The 18,640-nt window shown below is 51.5% G+C and carries 14 protein-coding genes, 4 tRNA genes, 1 rRNA gene and 1 pseudogene; 4 read left to right on the top strand and 16 right to left on the bottom strand.

Annotated features, from left to right (window positions below; genetic code table 11):
- The first annotated feature begins 136 nt into the window (after nt 1-136).
- Together JSN25_RS06645 and JSN25_RS06640 are read left to right on the top strand one after the other, a co-directional pair.
- A complete protein-coding gene (locus tag JSN25_RS06645; protein WP_085049794.1) occupies nt 137-442 on the top strand; it encodes a PTS sugar transporter subunit IIB in 306 nt (101 codons plus the stop codon).
- A gap of 4 nt (nt 443-446) precedes the next feature.
- Nucleotides 447-764, top strand: coding sequence for a PTS lactose/cellobiose transporter subunit IIA (locus tag JSN25_RS06640; protein ID WP_038636121.1), 318 nt, complete (start codon nt 447-449; stop codon nt 762-764).
- Between the two features lie 118 nt (nt 765-882).
- Here the strand turns inward: JSN25_RS06640 and rpoC are convergent, their stop codons facing one another.
- From rpoC to JSN25_RS06575, 13 genes are all read right to left on the bottom strand, one after another.
- A complete protein-coding gene (gene rpoC, locus JSN25_RS06635; RefSeq protein WP_038636118.1) occupies nt 883-5,106 on the bottom strand; it encodes a DNA-directed RNA polymerase subunit beta' in 4,224 nt (1,407 codons plus the stop codon).
- Between the two features lie 76 nt (nt 5,107-5,182).
- On the bottom strand, nt 5,183-9,211 hold the full coding sequence (rpoB, locus tag JSN25_RS06630) for a DNA-directed RNA polymerase subunit beta (protein WP_003033111.1): 4,029 nt from the start codon (nt 9,209-9,211) through the stop codon (nt 5,183-5,185).
- 320 nt (nt 9,212-9,531) lie between these two features.
- Nucleotides 9,532-9,897 carry a 50S ribosomal protein L7/L12 gene (gene rplL, locus JSN25_RS06625; protein WP_000028882.1) on the bottom strand — a complete coding sequence of 122 codons (366 nt, stop codon included), beginning with the start codon at nt 9,895-9,897 and terminating at the stop codon, nt 9,532-9,534.
- Between the two features lie 66 nt (nt 9,898-9,963).
- Nucleotides 9,964-10,461, bottom strand: a complete 498-nt coding sequence (gene rplJ, locus JSN25_RS06620) for a 50S ribosomal protein L10 (RefSeq protein WP_005132895.1) — start codon at nt 10,459-10,461, stop codon at nt 9,964-9,966.
- A 293-nt stretch (nt 10,462-10,754) separates the two neighbouring features.
- Nucleotides 10,755-11,462 carry a 50S ribosomal protein L1 gene (gene rplA / locus JSN25_RS06615; RefSeq protein WP_006688358.1) on the bottom strand — a complete coding sequence of 236 codons (708 nt, stop codon included), beginning with the start codon at nt 11,460-11,462 and terminating at the stop codon, nt 10,755-10,757.
- A gap of 3 nt (nt 11,463-11,465) precedes the next feature.
- Nucleotides 11,466-11,894: a 50S ribosomal protein L11 gene (gene rplK, locus JSN25_RS06610; protein WP_038636105.1), complete on the bottom strand. Its 429-nt coding sequence runs from the start codon at nt 11,892-11,894 to the stop codon at nt 11,466-11,468.
- 157 nt (nt 11,895-12,051) lie between these two features.
- Nucleotides 12,052-12,597, bottom strand: coding sequence for a transcription termination/antitermination protein NusG (gene nusG / locus JSN25_RS06605; RefSeq protein ID WP_003033125.1), 546 nt, complete (start codon nt 12,595-12,597; stop codon nt 12,052-12,054).
- Between the two features lies 1 nt (nt 12,598).
- A complete protein-coding gene (gene secE / locus JSN25_RS06600) occupies nt 12,599-12,982 on the bottom strand; it encodes a preprotein translocase subunit SecE (protein WP_003033128.1) in 384 nt (127 codons plus the stop codon).
- A 230-nt stretch (nt 12,983-13,212) separates the two neighbouring features.
- Nucleotides 13,213-14,397 (bottom strand): elongation factor Tu, encoded by a 1,185-nt coding sequence (tuf, locus tag JSN25_RS06595; RefSeq protein ID WP_016157942.1) that lies wholly within the window; start codon nt 14,395-14,397, stop codon nt 13,213-13,215.
- 118 nt (nt 14,398-14,515) lie between these two features.
- A tRNA-Thr gene (locus JSN25_RS06590) sits at nt 14,516-14,591 on the bottom strand.
- A gap of 5 nt (nt 14,592-14,596) precedes the next feature.
- Nucleotides 14,597-14,671, bottom strand: a tRNA-Gly gene (locus JSN25_RS06585).
- A 114-nt stretch (nt 14,672-14,785) separates the two neighbouring features.
- Nucleotides 14,786-14,870: transfer RNA gene (locus tag JSN25_RS06580), tRNA-Tyr, on the bottom strand.
- Nucleotides 14,871-14,878: 8 nt separating this feature from the next.
- Nucleotides 14,879-14,954 (bottom strand) — tRNA-Thr (locus JSN25_RS06575).
- Between the two features lie 19 nt (nt 14,955-14,973).
- Here JSN25_RS06575 and JSN25_RS22015 point away from each other — a divergent pair.
- Together JSN25_RS22015 and coaA are read left to right on the top strand one after the other, a co-directional pair.
- A pseudogene (locus JSN25_RS22015) lies at nt 14,974-15,054 on the top strand (hypothetical protein); the annotation flags it as partial.
- Nucleotides 15,055-15,345: 291 nt separating this feature from the next.
- Nucleotides 15,346-16,296 carry a type I pantothenate kinase gene (coaA, locus tag JSN25_RS06570; protein WP_032940924.1) on the top strand — a complete coding sequence of 317 codons (951 nt, stop codon included), beginning with the start codon at nt 15,346-15,348 and terminating at the stop codon, nt 16,294-16,296.
- Between the two features lie 32 nt (nt 16,297-16,328).
- On the opposite strand, the gene birA is transcribed toward coaA, so the two are convergent.
- The 3 genes from birA to rrf form a co-directional block, all read right to left on the bottom strand.
- Nucleotides 16,329-17,291 carry a bifunctional biotin--[acetyl-CoA-carboxylase] ligase/biotin operon repressor BirA gene (birA, locus tag JSN25_RS06565; RefSeq protein WP_038636096.1) on the bottom strand — a complete coding sequence of 321 codons (963 nt, stop codon included), beginning with the start codon at nt 17,289-17,291 and terminating at the stop codon, nt 16,329-16,331.
- Entirely contained in the window at nt 17,288-18,316 is a 1,029-nt protein-coding gene (murB, locus tag JSN25_RS06560; RefSeq protein ID WP_087856916.1) for a UDP-N-acetylmuramate dehydrogenase, read from the bottom strand. The genes birA and murB overlap by 4 nt, the downstream gene beginning before the upstream one ends.
- 193 nt (nt 18,317-18,509) lie before the next feature.
- Nucleotides 18,510-18,625, bottom strand: a 5S ribosomal RNA gene (gene rrf / locus JSN25_RS06555).
- Nucleotides 18,626-18,640: the final 15 nt, after the last annotated feature.

Raw genomic sequence — 18,640 nt, 5'->3', positions numbered from 1 at the left:
TTTTGCTTCTTTTTGTAACCGGTTTCAGAAAAAGTGGTTTTCTTTGTGATGCCTTGCACACAATCGTTGCAAAGCAGTTGTTGCTACAGCTGGCTCGCGATAATTATCAACCCACACATGTTGAGCGAGACTGCTTATGAAAAACATCGTTTTATGCTGTGCCGCCGGAATGTCCACCAGCATGCTGGTACAAAGGATGAAAGATGCCGCCCAGAAAAAAGGTGTCGACGTCACGATCAAAGCTGTCCCGGTAGCTGAGTTTGAAGAGAATATCGTCACTGCAGATATCGTGTTGCTTGGTCCACAGGTTAAATATGAGCAGGCCAAGCTGCAGGCGCTCGCCGACCCGCTAGGCAAAAAAGTCGCCGTTATCGATATGATGGATTACGGCATGATGAAAGGTGATGCCGTACTGGAAAAAGCGCTGAAACTACTGGAGTGATGACATGGAAGAGTTAGAAACGATCATCATGGAATTATTGGTCAACGCCGGAGCCGCCCGCAGTCAGGCCCTGACAGCGCTACAACTGGCGCGTAAAGGTGACTTTACTGGTGCAGAACAAGCAATGGTGGAATCACGCGAGTACGTCAAACAGGCACATAAAATCCAGACCCAGCTAATCGGCATTGACGAAGGTACCGGCAAGCTACCGGTTAATCTCATCACAGTCCATTCGCAGGATCACCTGATGAACGCGATGGTGATTCAGGATTTGGCGGGCGACATGATTGAGCTTTATCGGCGGTTGCCGCCGGTAAATTAATAACACTGCCGGATGGCGGCTTCGTAACCTCACAGACCGTATAAGAGCAGCGCCATCAGGCATAACATAAACATAAAAAAACCCGCCGAAGCGGGTTTTTTATTATGGTCAGCAACGATTAATCGTTGTCAGAACCGCCCAGGCCTGCGTTCAGCAGTTCTGCCAGGCTGGCAGACGCATCTTCAGCAGTCACCTGCGGAGCAGCTGGCAGTTCGCCCGCTGCGCGACGGCGCATACGATCCTGGTGGTACGCGTAACCGGTACCGGCCGGGATCAGACGACCCACGATGACGTTCTCTTTCAGACCGCGCAGTTCGTCGCGTTTGCCCGCAACGGCTGCTTCGGTCAGCACGCGAGTGGTCTCCTGGAACGATGCCGCGGAGATGAACGACTCAGTTGCCAGAGACGCTTTGGTGATACCCAGCAGATCGCGAGAGAAGGTTGCGCCCACTTTGCCGTTCGCTTCCAGCTCGCGGTTAGCGATCTTGACGCGGGAGTATTCAACCTGCTCGCCTTCCAGGAAGTCGGAGCTACCAGCGCTTTCGATGGTGGCTTTACGCAGCATCTGACGAACGATAACTTCGATGTGTTTATCGTTAATCTTAACACCCTGCAGACGGTATACGTCCTGAACTTCGTTAACGATGTAACGAGTTACAGCATGCACACCACGCAGACGCAGGATGTCGTGCGGCGCTTCCGGACCGTCGGAAACCACGTCACCACGTTCTACACGTTCACCTTCGAACACGTTGAGCTGACGCCATTTCGGAATCATCTCTTCGTAAGGTTCGCTACCGTCTACCGGGGTGATAACCAGGCGACGTTTCCCTTTGGTTTCTTTACCGAAGGAAATGATGCCGCTGATTTCAGCCAGGATTGCCGGCTCTTTCGGACGACGTGCTTCGAACAGGTCCGCAACGCGCGGCAGACCACCGGTGATGTCCTTGGTACCGCCGGATTCCTGCGGAACACGGGCCAGGGTGTCACCAGAGCTGATCTGTACGCCATCTTCCAGCTGAACAATCGCTTTACCTGGCAGGAAGTACTGAGCAGGCATATCGGTGCCTGGGATCAGAACGTCGTTGCCCTGAGCATCAACAATTTTCAGTGCCGGACGCAGGTCTTTACCACCCGACGTACGCTCTGCAGAATCCAGAACGACCAGAGAAGACAGACCGGTCAGCTCGTCGGTCTGACGAGTAATGGTCTGGCCGTCGATCATGTCAGTGAAGCGGACGAAACCACTCACTTCGGTGATAACCGGCATGGTGTGCGGATCCCAGTTCGCTACGGTTTCGCCGCCAGCAACCTGTTCGCCATCACCTTTCGCCATAACGGAGCCGTAAGGCACTTTATAGCTTTCTTTGGTACGACCGAATTCGTCGATCAGTTTCAGTTCGGTGTTACGTGAGGTGATAACCAGTTTACCGCTGGAGTTAACAACCGACTTCGCATTGCTCAGACGGATGCTACCTTTGTTTTTCACCTGGATGCTGGATTCAGCAGCCGCACGAGATGCCGCACCACCGATGTGGAACGTACGCATCGTCAGCTGTGTACCCGGTTCACCGATGGACTGTGCCGCGATAACGCCGATTGCTTCACCTTTGTTGATGATGTGGCCACGCGCCAGGTCACGACCATAGCAGTGCGCACATACACCAAAGTCGGTGTCACAGGATACAACGGAACGGACTTTCACGGAGTCAACGGAGTTCTCTTCCAGCAGGTCACACCACTGTTCGTGCAGCAGCGTGTTACGTGGAACCAGAATATCCGCGGTACCCGGCTTCAGAACGTCTTCAGCAGTCACACGACCCAGAACGCGATCGCGCAGCGGCTCTTTAACGTCACCACCCTCGATAACCGGGGTCATGGTGATGCCTTCCAGCGTGCCGCAATCGTCCTCAGTAACAACCAGGTCCTGCGCAACGTCAACCAGACGACGCGTCAGATAACCGGAGTTCGCTGTTTTCAGTGCGGTATCCGCCAGACCTTTACGCGCACCGTGAGTAGAGATGAAGTACTGGAGTACGTTCAGACCTTCACGGAAGTTCGCGGTGATTGGCGTTTCGATGATGGAGCCATCTGGCTTCGCCATCAGACCACGCATACCAGCCAGCTGACGAATCTGTGCTGCTGAACCACGCGCACCGGAGTCGGCCATCATGTAAATGCTGTTAAAGGAAACCTGCTGCTCTTCTACGCCGTCACGGTTAATAACGGTTTCAGTCTGCAGGTTATCCATCATCGCTTTGGATACACGATCGTTCGCCGCAGCCCAGATATCGATAACTTTGTTATAGCGTTCGCCTGCGGTTACCAGACCAGACTGGAACTGCTCCTGGATCTCAGCAACTTCAGCTTCCGCTTCAGAGATGATCTCGTGTTTCTTCTCCGGGATGACCATGTCATCAATACCAACAGATGCACCTGAACGCGCTGCATAAGCAAAGCCGGTGTACATTGTCTGGTCAGCGAAGATAACGGTCGGCTTCAGGCCCAGAATGCGGTAACAGGTGTTCAGCATTTTGGAAATGGCTTTCTTACCCAGCGCCTGGTTGACGATGGAGAAAGGCAGACCTTTCGGTACGATCATCCACAGAATGGCGCGACCAATGGTCGTGTCTTTCAGACTGGTGTGCGCAACGAATTCGCCGTTTTCATCTTTTTCATATTCAGTGATACGCACTTTAACGCGCGCATGCAGAGAGGCCAGGCCAGCGCGATAGATACGCTCAGCTTCTTTCGGGCCAGTCAGCACCATGCCTTCGCCTTTGGCGTTAACACAGTCACGGGTCATGTAGTACAGACCCAATACAACGTCCTGAGACGGAACGATGATAGGTTCGCCGTTCGCCGGGGACAGGATGTTGTTGGTAGACATCATCAGCGCACGCGCTTCGAGCTGGGCTTCCAGCGTCAGCGGTACGTGAACAGCCATCTGGTCACCATCGAAGTCGGCGTTATATGCCGCACAAACCAGCGGGTGCAGCTGGATAGCTTTACCTTCGATCAGTACCGGCTCAAATGCCTGGATACCCAGACGGTGCAGGGTTGGTGCACGGTTCAACAGTACCGGGTGTTCGCGGATAACTTCGTCCAGGATATCCCAAACGACAGCTTCTTCACGCTCAACCATTTTCTTAGCGGCTTTGATGGTGGTGGCGAGGCCACGCAGTTCCAGCTTGCCGTAGATGAACGGTTTGAACAGTTCCAGTGCCATTTTCTTCGGCAGACCGCACTGATGCAGACGCAGGTATGGACCTACGGTGATTACAGAACGACCGGAGTAGTCAACACGCTTACCGAGCAGGTTCTGACGGAAACGACCCTGTTTACCTTTGATCATATCGGCCAAAGATTTCAGAGGACGCTTGTTAGAACCGGTGATCGCACGACCGCGACGACCGTTATCCAGCAGGGCGTCAACCGCTTCCTGCAGCATACGTTTTTCGTTGCGTACGATGATGTCCGGCGCAGCCAGATCCAACAGACGCTTCAGACGGTTGTTACGGTTGATCACACGACGATACAGATCGTTCAGATCTGACGTTGCGAAACGACCGCCATCAAGCGGAACCAGCGGACGCAGATCTGGCGGCAGAACCGGCAGAACGGTCAGGATCATCCACTCTGGCTTGTTGCCAGACTGTACGAAGGCTTCCAGCAGTTTGATACGCTTGGTCAGCTTCTTACGCTTGGTTTCGGAGTTGGTTTCGTTCAGCTCTTCGCGCAGAGTTTCACACTCTTGCTCCAGATCCATGCTCTTCAGCAGGGCCTGGATAGCTTCCGCACCCATCTTCGCGTCGAATTCGTCACCGAACTCTTCCAGCGCGTCCAGATACTGCTCTTCAGTCAGGATCTGTTGACGTTCCAGGTTGGTCATACCGCCTTCGATAACGACATAAGATTCGAAGTACAGTACGCGTTCGATATCGCGCAGCGGCATATCGAGCAGCAGACCGATACGGGACGGCAGCGATTTCAGGAACCAGATATGCGCGGTCGGAGACGCCAGCTCGATGTGGCCCATACGCTCACGGCGTACTTTGGTCTGGGTCACTTCAACGCCGCACTTCTCACAGATCACACCACGATGTTTCAGGCGCTTGTACTTACCGCACAGGCACTCGTAGTCTTTTACCGGCCCAAAGATGCGGGCGCAGAAAAGGCCGTCACGCTCAGGTTTGAACGTACGGTAGTTGATGGTTTCCGGCTTCTTAACTTCACCGAAAGACCATGAACGGATCATGTCTGGCGAGGCCAGAGCAATTTTGATCGCATCAAACTCTTCGGTTTTAGTCTGCGCTTTCAGAAACTTTAATAAATCTTTCACGGATTTGCTCCCGTCGGAGTTAGCACAATCTGGCGCTGGCTGTTAAGCCAGCACCAGTGACCTGTTTGATCGAGAGTTACTCGTCTTCCAGCTCGATGTTGATACCCAGCGAACGAATCTCTTTCAACAGTACGTTGAAGGATTCCGGCATGCCTGGTTCCATCTGATGGTTGCCGTCCACGATGTTTTTATACATCTTAGTACGACCGTTCACGTCATCAGACTTAACGGTGAGCATTTCCTGCAGGGTGTATGCCGCGCCATATGCTTCCAGCGCCCACACTTCCATCTCCCCGAAGCGCTGACCACCGAACTGAGCCTTACCACCCAGCGGCTGCTGAGTAACCAGGCTGTAAGAACCGGTAGAACGCGCGTGCATCTTGTCATCAACCAGGTGGTTCAGTTTCAGCATGTACATGTAGCCAACGGTAACCTGGCGCTCGAACTGCTCACCGGTACGACCGTCGAACAGGGTAATCTGACCGGAAGTCGGCAGGCCACCCAGCTGTAACAGTTCCTTGATTTCAGACTCTTTCGCACCGTCGAAGACCGGCGTTGCGATCGGCATACCTTTTTTCAGGTTTTCAGCCAGACGCAGAACTTCTTCATCGCTGAAGGTATTCAGGTCAACTTTCTGACGAACATCTGAGCCCAGATCGTAAGCACGCTGGATGAACTCGCGCAGTTTGGCGACTTCCTGTTGCTGTTTCAGCATGGCGTTGATCTTATCGCCGATACCTTTCGCAGCCATACCCAGGTGGGTTTCAAGGATCTGACCGATGTTCATACGCGATGGTACGCCCAGCGGGTTCAGTACGATATCTACCGGCGTACCGTTAGCATCGTGTGGCATATCTTCGATCGGGTTGATCTTAGAGATTACACCCTTGTTACCGTGACGACCTGCCATCTTATCACCAGGCTGGATCCGACGTTTAACCGCCAGATAAACCTTAACAATCTTCAGCACGCCCGGTGCCAGATCGTCGCCCTGAGTGATTTTACGGCGTTTCGCTTCGAGTTTTTTCTCGAATTCGTGTTTCAGTTCGTCGTACTGCTCAGCCAGTTGTTCCAGCTGATTCTGTTTCTCTTCGTCGGTCAGGCCGAGTTCTAACCAGCGGTCACGCGGCAGTTTGTCGAGCTTCTCAGCTTCAACACCACCGGAAACCAGCACAGCGTAGATACGGCTGAACAGACCAGCTTCGAGGATCTGCAGTTCTTCAGACAGGTCTTTCTTAGCCTGCTTCAGCTGCATCTCTTCGATTTCCAGCGCACGTTTGTCTTTTTCTACGCCATCGCGAGTAAAGACCTGAACGTCGATAATCGTACCGGAAACACCGTTTGGCACGCGCAGAGAAGAGTCTTTAACGTCAGACGCTTTCTCACCGAAGATCGCACGCAGCAGTTTCTCTTCCGGCGTCAGCTGGGTTTCACCTTTCGGCGTTACCTTACCAACCAGAATATCGCCACCGGTCACTTCCGCACCGATATAAACGATACCGGATTCATCCAGTTTAGAGAGCGCAGCTTCACCCACGTTCGGGATGTCAGCGGTGATCTCTTCCGGCCCCAGCTTGGTGTCACGGGACACACATGCCAGTTCCTGAATGTGGATGGTGGTGAAACGGTCTTCCTGGACAACACGCTCGGATACGAGGATGGAGTCTTCGAAGTTGTAACCATTCCATGGCATGAATGCCACGCGCATGTTCTGACCCAGCGCCAGTTCACCAAGGTCGGTGGACGGACCGTCTGCCAGCACATCACCACGTTCAACCGGCTCGCCCAGAGATACGCAAGGCATCTGGTTGATACAGGTGTTCTGGTTAGAACGGGTGTATTTAGTCAGGTTATAAATGTCGATACCTGCTTCGCCCGGGTACATCTCGTCTTCGTTAACTTTGATAACGATACGGGAAGCATCCACGTACTGAACAGTACCGCCACGTTTAGCAACTGCAGTAACACCGGAGTCAACGGCAACAGCACGTTCCATACCGGTACCAACCAGCGGCTTATCAGCACGCAGAGTCGGAACCGCCTGACGTTGCATGTTCGCACCCATCAATGCACGGTTGGCGTCATCGTGTTCCAGGAACGGGATCAGGGACGCACCGACGGATACCACCTGCTGGGTGGATACGTCCATGTAGTCAACCTGGTCGCGGCTGAACAAGCTGGATTCGCCTTTGCTACGGCAAGTAACCAGATCTTCTACAAAGTGGCCTTCGTCATCCAGGTTGGAGTTCGCCTGAGCGATAACGTAGTTACCTTCTTCGATAGCAGACAGGTAGTGAATTTCATCGGTTACAACACCGTCGGTCACTTTACGGTACGGAGTCTCAAGGAAGCCGTATTCGTTAGTCTGTGCATACACGGATAGGGAGTTGATCAGACCGATGTTCGGACCTTCAGGCGTTTCGATTGGACATACGCGACCGTAGTGAGTCGGGTGTACGTCTCGAACTTCGAAGCCTGCGCGTTCACGGGTCAAACCGCCTGGGCCGAGTGCGGAGATACGACGTTTGTGCGTAATCTCAGACAGCGGGTTGTTCTGGTCCATAAACTGAGACAGCTGGCTGGAACCAAAGAACTCTTTCACTGCTGCAGAAATCGGCTTGGCGTTGATCATATCCTGAGGCATCAGGGTATCCAGATCGCCCAGAGACAGACGCTCTTTCACCGCACGCTCAACACGCACCAGGCCAACGCGGAATTGGTTTTCCGCCATTTCGCCTACGGAACGGATACGACGGTTGCCAAGGTGGTCGATATCATCGACTTCGCCTTTACCGTTACGGATATCGATGAGCTTCTTCATCACTTCAATGATGTCGTCTTTGCTCAGGATACCGGAACCTTCGATTTCGTCGCGCAGCAGAGAACGGTTGAACTTCATACGACCAACCGCAGACAGGTCATAGCGGTCTTCGGAGAAGAACAGGTTCTCGAACAGACTTTCCGCAGCTTCACGAGTCGGCGGCTCACCAGGGCGCATCATGCGGTAGATTTCTACCAGCGCGCTCAGACGATCGTTGGTTGGGTCGACGCGTACAGTTTCAGAAATGTACGGACCGTGGTCCAGATCGTTAGTGAACAGCGTTTCGATACGCTTGTGACCAGACTGGCTCAGCTTAGCCAGCAGATCCAGGCTCAGCTCCATGTTAGCTGCGCAGATCAGCTCGCCAGTAGATTCGTCAACGTAGTCTTTAGCCGCAACCTTACCAGCAATGTATTCAACCGGAACTTCGATATGCTTGATATCGTCTTTTTCCAGCTGGCGAATATGGCGCGCAGTGATGCGACGGCCTTTTTCGACGTAGACTTTGCCGTTAGCTTCGATGTCAAAGGAGGCGGTTTCACCACGCAGGCGTTCCGGCACCAGTTCCATCTGCAGCTTGTTGTCACGAATTTCGAAAACAACTTTTTCAAAGAACAGGTCAAGGATCTGCTCAGTGGTGTAGTTCAGCGCACGCAGAATGATGGTCGCAGGCAGTTTACGGCGACGGTCAATACGTACGAACAGGTTGTCCTTCGGATCGAATTCGAAGTCCAGCCAGGAACCACGGTAAGGAATAATACGCGCGTTATACAGCACTTTACCCGAAGAGTGGGTTTTACCTTTGTCGGAGTCAAAGAAGACGCCAGGACTACGGTGCAGCTGAGAAACGATAACACGCTCAGTACCGTTGATAACAAAGGTACCGTTGTCGGTCATGAGCGGAATTTCGCCCATGTAGACTTCTTGTTCTTTAATGTCTTTTACGGTGCCTTCCGGCGCTTCGCGCTCGTAGATCACCAGACGCAGTTTTACGCGCAGCGGTGCGGAATAGGTCACGCCACGGATCTGACATTCCTGAACGTCAAACACCGGTTCGCCAAGACGGTAGCTGACGTATTGCAGCTCGGAATTACCGCTGTAGCTCTGAATCGGGAAAACGGAACGGAAAGCTGCTTCCAGACCATACTGCCCTTCAGGATCTTGCTCGATGAACTTCTGAAACGAGTCAAGCTGGATAGAAAGGAGATAAGGTATGTCCAACACTTGCGGACGTTTACCAAAATCCTTACGAATACGTTTTTTCTCGGTATAGGAGTAAACCATTAGGGTTCCTCAGCTCGCTGACAAGTCGACCCATCTGTCCATTGAGCGGACAGTTTGTGCAACACTATTTTGTTGACCGGAAAATCGAATACTTTCCGCAATGCCTGTTGCTATCACGCTTAAACCATTTCATTGCGATTTACACAGAACTGACGCTCTGTCGCAGTATATTAAGACGTCGATAGAAACAAGCATTGAAAGGCACAGCAGTAGTCAAACAGTGTGAAACGCTACTGGCGCCTTACAGCGCAAAAAGGCTGGTGACTAAAAAGTCACCAGCCATCAGCCTAATTTCTTAGGCTGCAACCAGAAAAGTTGGCTTATTTAACTTCAACTTCAGCGCCAGCTTCTTCCAGAGATTTTTTCAGTGCTTCTGCGTCGTCTTTGCTCACGCCTTCTTTCAGCGCAGCCGGTGCAGATTCTACCAGGTCTTTAGCTTCTTTCAGACCCAGGCCAGTTGCGCCACGTACTGCTTTGATAACAGCAACTTTGTTAGCGCCAGCAGCTTTCAGAATTACGTCGAATTCAGTTTTTTCTTCAGCAGCTTCAGCCGGGCCAGCAGCTACAGCTACAGCAGCAGCAGCGGAAACACCGAATTTTTCTTCCATTGCAGAAATCAGTTCTACAACGTCCATTACGGACATAGCGGATACTGCTTCAATGATTTGATCTTTAGTGATAGACATTTAAATTGTTCCTGAAAATCAGAATAAGTTTATACGTAAGCAGATGCTTGAGAAAGGTAACTGCAATTAAGCAGCTTCTTTCGCATCGCGTACAGCAGCCAGAGTACGAACCAGTTTGCCAGCCGAAGCTTCTTTCATGGTTGCCATCAGGCGTGCAATTGCTTCTTCGTAGGTCGGCAGAGTTGCCAGGCGGTCGATATTCGATGCCGTAATCAACTCACCTTCAAAGGCTGCGGCTTTGACCTCAAATTTTGCATTCGCTTTCGCGAACTCTTTGAACAGACGAGCAGCGGCGCCCGGGTGTTCCATAGAGTATGCAATCAGGGTCGGACCAACAAACGTGTCTTTCAGGCACTCGAACTGAGTACCTTCAACGACGCGGCGCAGCAGGGTGTTACGAACAACACGCATGTATACGCCAGCTTCACGACCTGCTTTACGCAGTTCAGTCATTTTATCTACAGTTACGCCACGGGAATCCGCAACTACTGCAGACAGCGCGCCTTTGGCTACTTCGCTGACTTCAGCAACAATCGCTTGTTTGTCTTGAAGATTTAAAGCCATTAGCTTTGCTCCTGGATGTTTGCCGGAACTCATGTTCCGGAACTCACTTCACTCCCCCCAACGGAGAGAGCGTCTAAATACGGTGAGCAGAAACAAGCCAGAGTATCAGAAATAATCTTAGCGTTCTGTCACCGTCTACGCAGGGCATTAAGTTTCTTGCGAAACACCTGCGGTCTTCGACGGAGGCCTGGATAGGCCAGGCTCCAACGAACAAATCTGTTGTCTATCGGCCGAAGCTAATAGAATCGTGGGCGAAGATTGTAGACAAATTCGCCGCCCACGTAAAGCTAATCTTAGACGTTCGCAGACGCGCTCAGACCAGCCTGATCAACGGCAACACCAGCACCCATGGTGGTGGAGATGCTAACTTTCTTGATGTACACGCCTTTTGCCTGAGTCGGTTTTGCTTTTTTCAGCGCAACCAGCAGAGCTTCCAGGTTTTCTTTCAGTTTGTCAGCGTCAAAATCCACTTTACCGATGGTGGTGTGGATGATGCCGTTTTTGTCGTTACGGTAACGAACCTGGCCAGCTTTAGCGTTCTTAACCGCTTCAGCAACGTTCGGAGTTACGGTACCAACTTTCGGGTTTGGCATCAGGCCGCGCGGACCCAGAACCTGACCCAACTGGCCAACAACGCGCATTGCATCCGGAGAAGCAATAACAACGTCAAAGTTCATTTCGCCTTTCTTGATCTGGTCAGCCAGATCTTCCATACCTACCAGTTCAGCGCCTGCAGCTTTAGCAGCTTCAGCGTTTGCGCCCTGGGTAAATACGGCTACGCGAACAGAACGGCCAGTACCGTGCGGCAGTACAGTTGCACCACGTACGTTCTGGTCAGATTTACGAGCGTCGATGCCGAGGTTAACGGCAACGTCCACGCTTTCTACGAATTTAGCAGTGGCCAGCTCTTTCAGCAGAGCAATAGCTTCGTTGATGTCGTACTGTTTAGTTGCATCAACTTTGTCACGGATCACGCGCATACGCTTGGTCAGTTTAGCCATTTCTTAGTCCTCCACTACCAGGCCCATGGAACGTGCAGTACCTTCAATGGAGCGAGTCATCGCTTCAATGTCGGAACCAGTCATGTCGGCAGCTTTGGTCTGCGCGATTTCCTGCAGCTGAGCGCGGGAAATTTTACCCACTTTGTCTTTGTTCGGCTTGCCGGAACCAGACTTGATACCAGCCGCTTTCTTCAGCAGTACTGCTGCCGGAGGCGTTTTGGTAACGAAAGTGAAAGAACGGTCAGCGTAAACGGTGATAACAACCGGGATCGGCAGACCTTTTTCAATGGAATCAGTTTTTGCGTTGAACGCTTTGCAGAATTCCATGATGTTCACGCCTTGTTGACCCAGTGCTGGACCTACCGGCGGACTCGGGTTAGCCATACCAGCTGCAACCTGCAGCTTGACATAGGCTTGGACTTTCTTAGCCATTCTAAATTCCTCTAGTTGGGTTATAGCGCCTCAAAGAGGCTCCCCGTGTTTTTAAATTCGTTTTACGGACAGAGTCCATAAAAACAAAAGGCGCGAAATTGTATTCCAATCTCGCGCCTTGTGCAACGATTAAATCGCCGCTTTTTTGATCGACGTGTTAGGCTTTCTCAACCTGGGCGAAGTCCAGTTCAACCGGGGTCGCACGACCGAAGATAGATACAGAAACTTTCAGACGAGACTTCTCGTAGTCCACTTCTTCAACTACGCCGTTAAAGTCAGCAAACGGACCATCGCTAACGCGGACCATTTCGCCCGGCTCAAACATCGTTTTCGGACGCGGCTTATCACCAACCTGCTGCAGACGGTTCATGATCGCATCAACTTCTTTGTCGCTGATTGGCGCCGGACGGTCAGAAGTACCGCCGATAAAGCCCATCACACGCGGAACGCTGCGCACCAGGTGCCAGCTCGCATCATTCATGACCATCTGGACCAGTACATAGCCCGGGAAGAATTTACGTTCGCTCTTGCGACGCTGGCCACCACGGATCTCGACCACTTCTTCTGTCGGCACCATGACTTCGCCAAACAGCTCTTCCATATTTTGTAACTTGATATATTCGCGCAGCGACGTGGCAACGCGGCCTTCAAAACCGGAAAACGCCTGAACGACGTACCAGCGCTTTTTAGGGGCTTCAGACATCTTAGAACCTCAGGCCAGTGATAAAGGATACCAGGCGAACCAGAATACCATCCAGTCCCCACAGGATCAGTGACATTACTGCGGTAACCGCAGCCACAATTAATGTGGTGTGCAATGTTTCCTGGCGAGTTGGCCAAATGACCTTACGGACTTCGGTTCTCGCTTCACGGGCAAAAGCAACGGTCGCTTTACCTTTTGTTGTCAACAGCGCGACACCACCCGCTGCGGCAATCAGAATCACTACGGCCAGCGCACGCAGCGGCAGCATCATGTCACGATAAAGGTAATTGCCAACGATAGCTACAAGCAGCAATACAGCGACAACAACCCACTTCATCGCTTCCAGGCCGCGCCCGCTTCCTTGAGCTTCGGTATTCGCACTCATAAACCAACCTGTCAGAAGTATTCTACAAACATTTTCACCCCGCGTAAGCGAGGCGATCCAAACCGAAATGCTCTGGTGCGTTTCGGACTAAACGCCCTCTTCAGAGCCTGTCTCAGCAATGATTATGACAAAAAAAATCACTGATGAGCCAGGTTCTGGTGTGAAAGCGTGCAAAAAGGGCATCAAATGATGCCCTTTTATTGCGCATTGCGTCAAATGTTATTCGGCAATTAGCTCATTACTTTGGCAACAACGCCCGCACCAACAGTACGGCCGCCTTCACGGATTGCGAAACGCAGACCGTCGTCCATCGCGATCGGGTGGATCAGGGTAACAACCATTTTGATGTTGTCGCCCGGCATTACCATCTCTACGCCTTCCGGCAGTTCGATGGTGCCAGTCACGTCAGTAGTACGGAAGTAGAACTGCGGACGGTAGCCTTTGAAGAACGGAGTATGACGGCCGCCTTCGTCTTTGGACAGGATGTACACTTCAGATTCGAACTTGGTGTGNGGCTTGATAGAGCCCGGCTTAGCCAGTACCTGACCACGTTCAATTTCTTCACGTTTGATACCACGCAGCAGAACACCAACGTTCTCACCAGCACGGCCTTCGTCCAGCAGTTTGCGGAACATTTCAACGCCAGTACAGGTAGACTTAGCGGTGTCTTTGATACCAACGATTTCAACTTCTTCGCCAACTTTGATGATACCGCGCTCTACACGACCGGTAACAACGGTACCACGACCGGAGATGGAGAATACGTCTTCGATCGGCAGCAGGAACGGCTTGTCAATCGCACGCTCTGGTTCCGGGATGTAAGAGTCCAGGAAGCCAGCCAGTTCGATGATTTTCGCTTCCCACTCTGCTTCGCCTTCCAGCGCTTTCAGAGCAGAACCACGAACGATCGGCGTGTCGTCGCCCGGGAAATCGTACTGAGACAGAAGTTCACGAACTTCCATTTCTACCAGTTCCAGCAGCTCTTCGTCATCAACCATGTCGCATTTGTTCAGGAACACGATGATGTACGGAACGCCTACCTGACGACCCAGCAGGATGTGCTCACGAGTCTGCGGCATCGGGCCGTCAGTCGCAGCAACAACCAGGATCGCGCCGTCCATCTGCGCAGCACCGGTGATCATGTTTTTAACATAGTCGGCGTGGCCCGGGCAGTCTACGTGTGCGTAGTGGCGAGTCGGGGTGTCATATTCAACGTGAGAAGTGTTGATGGTGATACCACGAGCTTTTTCTTCCGGCGCGTTATCGATCTGGTCGAATGCACGAGCAGCACCGCCGTAGGTTTTAGCCAGTACGGTAGTGATTGCAGCGGTCAGCGTTGTTTTACCATGGTCAACGTGGCCGATAGTACCGACGTTAACGTGCGGTTTAGTACGTTCAAATTTTTCTTTAGACATCGATTGTCCCTCTAAGACACGGATAAATCGGTGATATCACCACATCAACCAGGCAATATACCTGAGCTGTTGAATGCTTTTAAAAGTAAACAGAGAGAAACGGGAAGGAGAAGTGAAGTGGTGCTGATACCCAGAGTCGAACTGGGGACCTCACCCTTACCAAGGGTGCGCTCTACCAACTGAGCCATATCAGCACGTCTGGAGCGGSCAGCGGGAATCGAACCCGCATCATCAGCTTGGAAGGCTGAGGTAATAGCCATTATACGATGSCCGCATCCTGAAACTCGGCTACCCAGTTCTTTCTGTAACAAAAAAGAGATTTCTCTCTTTTATGTTCGAGCTGATTAATTTTTTAACCAACTCAGGCGGCGATAACGCTGCCAGAAAGTGGTGGTGGGGGAAGGATTCGAACCTTCGAAGTCTGTGACGGCAGATTTACAGTCTGCTCCCTTTGGCCGCTCGGGAACCCCACCGGACTTGATGGTGCCGACTACCGGAATCGAACTGGTGACCTACTGATTACAAGTCAGTTGCTCTACCTACTGAGCTAAGTCGGCATCAAGTAGCGCGCATTTTATGGAGACCTGCGCACTCATGCAACTAAAAAATTGCATAAAATGTTCTATCGCTCACATTTTGCACTATACGTCCGATAAATAATCTATTTCTTCGTATGATTGGACAAATTTCCAACGGCGCGCGCCCTTCCAAAGGCAAGTTTTTCGCCGCCATGCACTTATCCATAGAGAGAAAGTACCTCTTTATACATCTGGAATTGCCGTCACATTGCTTTTCAGGGGATGATTTTTTCTTATTATTCCCCCTCATCTGGTGTTACCCTCCTGCCCATTGTCCAAATTAACTGAAATGTGCGTGCCATTGCGTGCCGGGGATGATTTCGTTTTTTTACCGCAGACCTGATATAGCAATGACAGCCAGACCATGCGTATGAGTATAAAAGAGCAAGCGTTAACGTCGCCTTACCTACAGTTTGATCGCAACCAGTGGGCTGCGCTTCGTGATTCCGTGCCAATGACCCTGACCGAGGAAGAGATTGCTCGTCTGAAAGGCATTAACGAAGACTTGTCGCTGGAAGAAGTTGCCGAAATTTATTTGCCTCTATCGCGTTTGCTAAATTTTTACATCAGTTCGAACCTGCGACGTCAGGCGGTGCTGGAGCAATTTTTAGGCACTAACGGCGAGCGTATTCCTTATATTATCAGCATTGCTGGCAGCGTCGCCGTTGGCAAAAGCACCACAGCACGTGTTTTACAGGCACTGTTGAGTCGCTGGCCTGAGCATCGTAAGGTTGAATTGATTACGACCGACGGTTTTCTTCATCCCAATCAGGTGTTGAAAGATCGTGGACTCATGAAGAAGAAAGGCTTCCCTCAGTCCTATGATATGCACCGCCTGGTTAAATTCGTTTCCGATTTGAAGTCAGGCGTCCCCAACGTCACGGCACCGGTATACTCCCATCTTATCTATGATGTGATCCCTGATGGCGACAAAACTGTTGCCCAACCCGACATATTAATACTTGAAGGGCTTAATGTATTACAGAGCGGGATGGATTATCCTCACGATCCACATCATGTATTTGTTTCTGATTTTGTCGACTTTTCTATTTATGTTGATGCACCAGAGGAATTACTCCAGACGTGGTATATCAACCGCTTCCTGAAATTCCGCGAAGGGGCATTTACCAACCCAGACTCTTATTTCCATAATTATGCGAAATTGTCGGAAGACGAGGCAATCAACACGGCCACTTCGTTATGGAAAGAGATTAACTGGCTGAATTTAAAGCAAAATATTTTACCAACGCGTGAGCGTGCCAGCTTAATCATGACCAAAAGCGCCAATCATGCTGTTGAAGAGGTCAGACTACGCAAATAAATTAACAAGGGGAGCCGCAGCTCCCCTTGTTATTATTCAGCGCTTCTGAGCGATATTTCTCCGCCCATCCAGGGTTTTATCACGCCATTTTGTTCGAGCAATAATGCACCTTGTGCATCTATTCCACGAGATATCCCAAATATTTCTTTATCGCCAATAATGAGTTTTACCGGGCGGTCGATAAAGTTGTCCAGCGTCTTCCAGCGGGACAAATACGGCGCTAAGCCCTCATGCTCAAACAATACCAACGCAGCGCGCAGCTCGCGGATTAGTCGGGCAGCAAGGGTATTGCGGTCAATGTTAATTCCCGCTTCCTGGAGATTAATCCAGCCCTGATTAACGACATTCTCTTCTACCCGGCGCATGGACATATTAATACCCGCACCGATAACAATTTGCGCGGCATCGCCCGTCTTACCGGTGAGTTCAACCAGAATTCCGGCCAGTTTACGATCGAGCAGATAGAGATCGTTCGGCCATTTCACGCGGACTTTATCCGCCCCCAAATCGCGTAAAACCTCCGCCATGACAATACCAATCACCAGACTCAGACCAATTGCGGCTGCCGGTCCTTGCTCCAGTCGCCAGAACATTGAGAGATACAGATTGGCGCCAAACGGTGAGAACCACTTACGTCCGCGACGACCACGACCGGCCTGCTGATACTCAGCGACGCAGGCATCCCCTGACTCCAGTTGACCAATACGGTCCATCAGGTACTGGTTGGTTGAGTCGATAACCGGCAGAACCGTGATATTCCCTCCATCCAACTGAGAATGAATCAGTGATGAGTCTAATAACTGGATAGGCTCAGGTAAGCTGTATCCTTTACCGGGAACAGTAAAGACATCAACGCCCCAGTCGCGTAGCGTCTGAACATGCTTATTGATTGCCGCACGGCTCATTCCCAGCTGTTCACCAAGCTGCTCACCAGAATGAAATTCGCCGTCGGCTAACAAGGAAATAAGCGTCAGGGGGACGGTATTATCTTTCATGCGATGATCTCCACAGCATTCACTTCACCCTGTGGGCCAATAAATCTGACCTCGGGTTCGAGCCAGACATTGAATTTCTCACCGACTTTTTGGCGTACATGATGCGCTAGTTGTACCACATCCTGACTGGTCGCACGGTCTGCATTGATCAGTACCAGTGCTTGCTGCTGATGTACCGCAGCACCACCAATACGCATGCCTTTTAGCTGGCATTGATCGATAAGCCAGCCGGCAGCCAGTTTTACTGAACCATCTACCTGCGGGTAATGAGGCGCAGTCGGGAATTTGGCCAACAGTTCCTGCGCAACGTGCGCTGTAACAACCGGGTTTTTAAAGAAGCTACCGGCATTACCGTTAACTTTCGGGTCAGGCAGCTTTGTTGTGCGCATATGACAGACAGAATCAAAAACCTGCTGAGGCGTCACGGTTGTAGGATCCAGACGCGTCAAGTCACCGTAAGTGAGAACGGGCTGCCACTGTTTAGGCAAGCGCAAACCAACGGCAACAATTGCGAAACGATCCTGATATTCATGCTTGAAGATGCTGTCACGGTAACCAAAACGGCATTCCGCGGCGCTGACGCGCAGATGTTTGCCGGTTGACAGTTCAACGCAGTCCACATATTCACAGACACGCTGCAGCTCCACACCATAAGCACCAATATTCTGAATGGGCGATGAACCGACACATCCTGGAATGAGTGCCAGATTTTCCAGTCCAGGCATACCTTCTTGCAGCGTGTGCTGTACCAGATGATGCCAGTTCTCACCGGCACCGACGTGCAGGTGCCACGCCTCAGGTTGTTCTGTGATCTCAATGCCCTTGATTCGATTGACGATCACCGTTCCATGGAAGGTATCGAGAAACAGGACGTTACTCCCCTCGCCCAGGATCAGTACTGGATGATGTGATGCATTCGCTGATTGCCAGGCATTCAGCAGTTGTTGCTCATTTTCGGCGCAGACAAGCTCATTAGCTTGTTGATCGATACCGAAGGTGTTCCAGGCTTTAAGGGAGTGATTCATAGACGCTTTCCTGATGCAAAATCGCGCTTAGTTTACCGCATATGCCGCAGGATGGCTTGTCTTATGGAGGCAAGGGGGTTGCCTGATGCGCTTTGGCAGGCCGGATAAGGCGGGATGCCGCATCCGGCAGGTTTCATTTCGTACAGACGCAAAAAAGCCCATCCGGCAGGACGGGCTTCTTCACTTGTTTGATGCCTGGCAGTTCCCTACTCTCGCATGGGGAGACCCCACACTACCATCGGCGCTACGGCGTTTCACTTCTGAGTTCGGCATGGGGTCAGGTGGGACCACCGCGCTACAGCCGCCAGGCAAATTCTGTTTATT

Origin of the sequence: Citrobacter cronae, from assembly GCF_016893685.1 — a bacterium.
Taxonomy (GTDB): domain Bacteria; phylum Pseudomonadota; class Gammaproteobacteria; order Enterobacterales; family Enterobacteriaceae; genus Citrobacter; species Citrobacter werkmanii.
Note: the sequence above shows the minus strand (reverse complement) of the source record. Positions and strands in the feature narration are given on the sequence as shown.

What these genes read in the sequence shown, in the direction of transcription:
- rplK (WP_038636105.1), bottom strand. Translation starts at nt 11,894, where the DNA reads ATGGCTAAGAAAGTCCAAGCCTATGTCAAGCTGCAGGTTGCAGCTGGT.
- JSN25_RS06640 (WP_038636121.1), top strand. Translation starts at nt 447, where the DNA reads ATGGAAGAGTTAGAAACGATCATCATGGAATTATTGGTCAACGCCGGA.
- murB (WP_087856916.1), bottom strand. Translation starts at nt 18,316, where the DNA reads ATGAATCACTCCCTTAAAGCCTGGAACACCTTCGGTATCGATCAACAA.
- rpoB (WP_003033111.1), bottom strand. Translation starts at nt 9,211, where the DNA reads ATGGTTTACTCCTATACCGAGAAAAAACGTATTCGTAAGGATTTTGGT.
- rplL (WP_000028882.1), bottom strand. Translation starts at nt 9,897, where the DNA reads ATGTCTATCACTAAAGATCAAATCATTGAAGCAGTATCCGCTATGTCC.
- coaA (WP_032940924.1), top strand. Translation starts at nt 15,346, where the DNA reads ATGAGTATAAAAGAGCAAGCGTTAACGTCGCCTTACCTACAGTTTGAT.
- secE (WP_003033128.1), bottom strand. Translation starts at nt 12,982, where the DNA reads ATGAGTGCGAATACCGAAGCTCAAGGAAGCGGGCGCGGCCTGGAAGCG.
- birA (WP_038636096.1), bottom strand. Translation starts at nt 17,291, where the DNA reads ATGAAAGATAATACCGTCCCCCTGACGCTTATTTCCTTGTTAGCCGAC.
- rplJ (WP_005132895.1), bottom strand. Translation starts at nt 10,461, where the DNA reads ATGGCTTTAAATCTTCAAGACAAACAAGCGATTGTTGCTGAAGTCAGC.
- nusG (WP_003033125.1), bottom strand. Translation starts at nt 12,597, where the DNA reads ATGTCTGAAGCCCCTAAAAAGCGCTGGTACGTCGTTCAGGCGTTTTCC.
- JSN25_RS06645 (WP_085049794.1), top strand. Translation starts at nt 137, where the DNA reads ATGAAAAACATCGTTTTATGCTGTGCCGCCGGAATGTCCACCAGCATG.
- rplA (WP_006688358.1), bottom strand. Translation starts at nt 11,462, where the DNA reads ATGGCTAAACTGACCAAGCGTATGCGCGTGATCCGTGACAAAGTTGAT.